Source organism: Bacillus sp. ISL-78 (genome assembly GCF_018613455.1).
GTDB lineage: Bacteria > Bacillota > Bacilli > Bacillales > DSM-1321 > Peribacillus > Peribacillus frigoritolerans.
The window spans coordinates 1-5,524 of the sequence record NZ_JAGGQC010000043.1 but is presented as its reverse complement, the minus strand read 5'-3'; the positions used below and the strand labels follow the sequence as shown (position 1 = coordinate 5,524).

General features: G+C 40.9%; 4 protein-coding genes. All 4 read left to right on the top strand.

Going from position 1 to position 5,524, the window contains the following annotated elements; translation table 11 throughout:
• Positions 1–713, top strand: a 713-nt coding sequence (locus J7I96_RS25810; protein ID WP_215048189.1) for a helix-turn-helix transcriptional regulator, incomplete at its 5' end; no start/stop codon positions are given.
• Positions 710–1,987 (top strand): ABC transporter substrate-binding protein, encoded by a 1,278-nt coding sequence (locus tag J7I96_RS25805; protein ID WP_251029248.1) that lies wholly within the window; start codon positions 710–712, stop codon positions 1,985–1,987. The genes J7I96_RS25810 and J7I96_RS25805, both read left to right, overlap by 4 nt.
• Before the next feature lie 145 nt (positions 1,988–2,132).
• Positions 2,133–3,596 (top strand): glycoside hydrolase family 68 protein, encoded by a 1,464-nt coding sequence (locus J7I96_RS25800; RefSeq protein WP_214772691.1) that lies wholly within the window; start codon positions 2,133–2,135, stop codon positions 3,594–3,596.
• Positions 3,597–3,701: 105 nt separating this feature from the next.
• A complete protein-coding gene (locus J7I96_RS25795; protein WP_214923073.1) occupies positions 3,702–5,240 on the top strand; it encodes a glycoside hydrolase family 32 protein in 1,539 nt (512 codons plus the stop codon).
• The last annotated feature ends 284 nt before the right edge of the window (positions 5,241–5,524 follow it).

Sequence of the window (5,524 nt, the reverse complement as noted above, 5' to 3'; positions counted from 1 at the left end):
GTTCAGATTCAATCAGCCTTGCCGAGTTTCTTCCTGAATCGGAGGGCTATATGCTGACGCTGCTCTCCTTTTACCAGATGCACAATCCGGATTTCTATATCCAAAAGCTTTCAGATGAGCTTACGGACCGCAAATTAGGAAATGCGTTTTCCCTGCAGACGGATCTTAACCTCTGCCTTGTTATCACCATTCGCGATCAATGGCTCTCCGTTGAGGAATGGATCAGCCAGGAGTTCGATATCCCGGTTAGGCTTGTAACTGAAGAGCAGATCGAAACTTTATCGGATATCAGGACCTCGTTTCAGGCTCTGCAGAAAAAGCTCGAGGAACAAAACTTCCGATCCATCCACCGTCTGGATGAAATAGATGCCGCTCGCCGCATGGAAGACATGGTTTCCTATGTTGACATGTATTATATGGAGGATTTGAGTCTGGAAAAGCTGTCGAATGTTTTCTTTTTAAGCCGCGAGCATATCTCGAGAAAGTATAAGCAAGAAACCGGAATGACCCTGTCCAAATACATCACGGAGCTTAGAATCAGCCAGGCAAAGTCGTGGCTGAAACAAAAAGACAAAAGCATTTATTCCATCTCGACCATGCTTGGCTATCAAGATGAAATCTACTTTTCAAAGCTATTTAAAAAGGTCGTCGGCATGACGCCTTTTGAGTTCAGGAACAGGAACGATCAACATGAATCTAAAGGGGTGACATGATGAAAAACAGGTTTTTATCCCTTTTGTTAATCGGAGCCGTCAGCCTGCCTCTTTCTGCATGTCAGGATGAAGCCTCACCAGAAAAAACGGAAAAGACAGAGCGGAAAATCACGCTGGATTTAAGGAATCCGAAAGTGGAAATCTCCACTCAATTTGAAGAAATGACACGTGCTTATGAACGGGAAAATCCTCACGTCAATATCAGGGTACATACTGTTGGAGGCGCAATGGATGACCTCGCCGACCTAAAAGCCGAAATGGCGACCGGCACTGGTCCGGATATCTTTACAAACAGCGGCTATGAAAATGCCAAGCTGTGGCGGAATTATCTGGAGGATCTTTCAGGGGAGCCCTGGATTAATCAAGCATACAAAGAATCCCTGACGCCAGTCACATTGGACGGGAAAATTTACGGAATGCCGGTTAACCTTGAAGGGTATGGCTTTATCTATAATAAGAATCTATTTAAAAAAGCCGGCATAACTGAACAGCCAGCCACTCTTTCTGAACTGACAGCAGCTGCCGAAAAGCTGCAGAATGCAGGCATTACTCCCTTTGCAACAGGCTACTATGAAGACTGGAAATTGGGCGACCATCTAATGAATGTTGCTTTTGCCCAGCAAAAGGATACTGATGCTTTTATAAGAAATTTAAATAACGGTACGGAAAAAATCAGTACCAATCAAACATTTAAGGATCTCCTTGCCCTGCTGGATCTCACCATAAAGTACGGAAACGATAATCCGCTGTCAACGGACTATACAATGGAAGTGAATCTGTTTACCTCCGAAAAAGCAGCCATCATTCTGCAAGGCAACTGGATTCAGCCGATGATCGATCAAGCTTCGCCTGACATGAACATCGGTTTTATGCCGATTCCGATTAATGACCGACCTTTAAAGGAAGCCCTTGTCGTCAGCGTTCCAAATTATTGGGCCGTAAATAAACAGTCCATTCCTGAAAAGAAAAAAGAAGCCAAGAAATTTTTAAATTGGATGGTGTTGTCAGAACAAGGAAAACGGTTCATGACGGAAGAATTCAAATTCATTCCTGCGTTTAAGAACATTAAAACTGATGATATAGGGCCGATCGCAGAAGAAACTCTTCGGAATTACAAAGATGGGAACACCGTCCCATCTAACTGGTTTCACTTCCCTGTTGAAATTAGGGAAGAATTCGGAGCCGCTACTCAGCTCTATGTCGGGAAACAGCTGAACCGCAATCAACTGCTCAATGAATATCAGAAGTCCTGGGAGAGGTTTTCGAAGGAATAGCCTCTTGCCGGGGCTTTTTTTGCCTTCCACAATTGTGATATCAATATACGACTAAATTCCAATCAATATGTGGCATACCTCTCTTTTCACGAATCGCCTATAATTCTACTGTACTAGCAAACACATAAAACGAGGAGGAAGATTTATGAACTTTAGCAGGCTTGCCAAACAGGCAACAGCAGGAATACTTAGTACTGGCATTCTATTAAGCGGTACTGTTACCCAATCATTTGCAGCTTCAAAGGATCCGGCAGATTACAAAGAAACGTACGATACTTCACAAATCACTCGATCAGCTATGAAAGATATGATTAATCAGCACGGTGATACTAGATATGCCGTTCCTAGGTTTGACGAATCCACAATTAAAAACATCCCTTCTGCCAAAAAAGTAACGGAATCAGGCGAAACCATTAATTTAGATGTGTGGGATACATGGCCATTGCAAAACGCTGATGGAACTGTTGCAGAGTACAAAGGATATCATATCGTTTTTGGATTAGCAGGAGATCCTAAAAACGCGAGTGATACGTTCATCTACATATTCTACAAAAAAGCGGGCGACAACTCCCTTGATGCTTGGAAGAATGCTGGAAGAGTATTTGATGCCAATGATAAAAACGTTCCAAATGATCCTTATCTAAAAGAGCAAGCCGAAGAGTGGTCAGGTTCTGCAACCTTCACTAAGGACGGGGAAGTTCGCTTATTCTATACAAACCGTGAACCGTATATACCTGAGTCAGGGAATTATGGGAAACAAACCTTGACAACCGCTCAAGTAAACCTTTCAGAGCCAGATTCTGAAACATTAAAAGTGGATGGAGTTGAGGATTACAAATCCATCTATGAAGGCAAAGACAGCAAGTACTATCAAACTGTAGATAAATTTGTAGAGGACGGAAATTCCGCTGATAATCATACCTTCAGAGACCCTCACTATGTAGAAGACAACGGCCGCAAATACCTTGTATTTGAAGCAAATACGGGTACAGAATATGGCTACCAAGGCGAAGAATCGCTATACAATAGAGCTTATTATGGCAACAGCAATAAATTCTTCCAGGATGAGAAAAACAAACTTATGCAAAGCCCTAAAAAAGAGTTAGCTGAACTTGCAAACGGTGCAATTGGAATCATTGAGGTAAACGACGATTATACATTGAAAAAAGAAATGAAGCCATTGATTGTTTCAAATACGGTCACAGATGAAATCGAACGTCCAAACATCTTTAAAAAGGACGGCAAGTGGTATTTATTCACAAGTTCAAGAGGATCAAAAATGACCATTGATGGAATCGATAATCAAGATATTTACATGTTAGGCTACACGTCAAATTCCTTAACTGGCCCATATAAACCATTGAATAATACGGGTATCGTCCTGCATCAGGATCTAGATCCATATGACATCACTTGGAACTATGCACACTATGCGATCCCGCAGGCTGACAGTGATAATGTTGTAGTGACAAGCTACATGACAAACAGAGGTTATTTTGAAGACAATAAATCTACCTTTGCCCCAAGCTTCCAGCTTAACATTAAAGGGAAACAAACATCGGTAGTAAAAGACAGTATTCTTGAACAAGGCCAGATTACGGTTAAGTAGTTACCAGTGAAAAGAAAAAGAAAATGTCAGGAAAACTTGGCATTTTCTTTTTTCTATTTTAAAAGAGAAAAGTGGTGAGTTTAAGTGAACAAAAAGAAATATAAGATGGTTGGATTATTCGTTCTTGGATTATGGATGGTTATTTGCACAGGAATTTTGATTCATTCATTTTATAAAACAAAAGAAGCTAATTCCCCAAATAAGGTAGAAAAGCACTCATACCGGGCTGCCTATCATTTTACTTCCCCTGATCATTGGAAAAACGATCCACAGAAGCCCCTTTACTTTGAAGGAAATTATCATTATTTTTACCTTTATAATGGAGATTACCCGGATGGCAATGGTACAGAATGGCGACATGTCACCTCTAAAGATTTGATTCACTGGAAGGATGAAGGAATTGCCATTCCAAAATATACGAATCAAAATGGGGATCCATGGACAGGGTCAGTCGTGTTTGACAAGGAAAATACAGCTGGGTTTGGAAAAGAGGCTTTTGTGGCGGTCGTAACACAACCATCTAAGGGTGGCCAGAAACAAGAACAATTTCTATGGTACAGTACGGACAAAGGAAATACGTTTACCTCTTACAGTGACGAGCCTATTATGAAAAATCCAGGAACGAAGGATTTTAGAGATCCCAAAATCATCTGGGATAACACGTATCAAAAATGGGTCATGACCATGGCCGAAGGATCGAAAATAGGTTTTTATGAGTCTTATAACCTGAAAGATTGGCGCTATATGAGCAGCTTTACCACTAAGAACATTGGAGTTTTAGAGTGCCCTGACCTTTACCAGATCCGCGCTGATGACGGGACAGTAAAGTGGGTGCTGGGCGTCAGTGCAAACGGAAAAGCAGCAGGGAAACCCAACACCTATGCATACTGGACAGGAACGTTTAATGGAACGGAATTTCTTCCAGATAACACTGAACCGCAATGGCTAGACTACGGTTTCGATTGGTATGGCGGAGTAACGTTTGAAGATGGCAAGGCAAGTGACAAATTAGACAAACGCTATGCCCTCGCTTGGATGAATAACTGGGCCTACGCCAACAATACGCCGACATTAAAAGAAGGGTTTAACGGAATGGATTCGATCGTCCGTCAAATTGAACTAAAGCGTGAAAGCGAGAATAAGTATTATCTTTCTTCACAGCCTTCAGATTCATTAAAAAAATTGACAAGCTCAACGAATTCTTTTAATAAAATCGAAGTGGATGGCTCGGAAACACTTGATGTTAAAGGAGATGCCTATCAAATAGAGGCGGATCTCTCATGGTCGGATTTTAAGAATGCAGGATTTAGGCTCAGGGAGTCAGATGATCAAAAACGCCACGTTGACGTAGGCATTTCTGCAGAAGGAAATTACTCTTATGTCAATCGGGTATTCACAGATCAACCTGACGAAACGAATCAGTTGGTTGAAAGTACTGCACCATTTGATGTCAGTAAGAAGAAGGTTCATTTAAAGATTCTCGTCGATAAAACGAGTATTGAAGTTTTTGTGGATGATGGAAAGGTTGCTTATTCAAACTTAATATTCCCTCATGCTGAAGATACAGGAATTACTCTCTTCTCCGAGGGCGGCAAAGCGATCTTTAAGAATATGAAGGTTACACATTTTGATCCGATTAATTGAATCTCATCTTAGCAGATACCTTTCATATGAGTACAACTACATTCTTTTATAAGAAATAACTCTTCAAATATGAAAATTTACTAAAAGGGGCCCCACCACATCGCCATCAAGCTAAGCCTGCCAAGAATTAATTTGAAAGTGCTTCTCTTTATTTTGCTACAGTAATCCTAAAATTGTGCATGACAAAAAAACCTATTAAATAGGTTTTTTAAAAAGTATTAGGCAACTTTGAGTTTTTGTGACATCGAATAATCATAGACAACACCTAAGATATCAAAGACCGT

What these genes read in the sequence shown, in the direction of transcription:
- J7I96_RS25805 (WP_251029248.1), top strand. Translation starts at nt 710, where the DNA reads ATGATGAAAAACAGGTTTTTATCCCTTTTGTTAATCGGAGCCGTCAGC.
- J7I96_RS25800 (WP_214772691.1), top strand. Translation starts at nt 2,133, where the DNA reads ATGAACTTTAGCAGGCTTGCCAAACAGGCAACAGCAGGAATACTTAGT.
- J7I96_RS25795 (WP_214923073.1), top strand. Translation starts at nt 3,702, where the DNA reads ATGGTTGGATTATTCGTTCTTGGATTATGGATGGTTATTTGCACAGGA.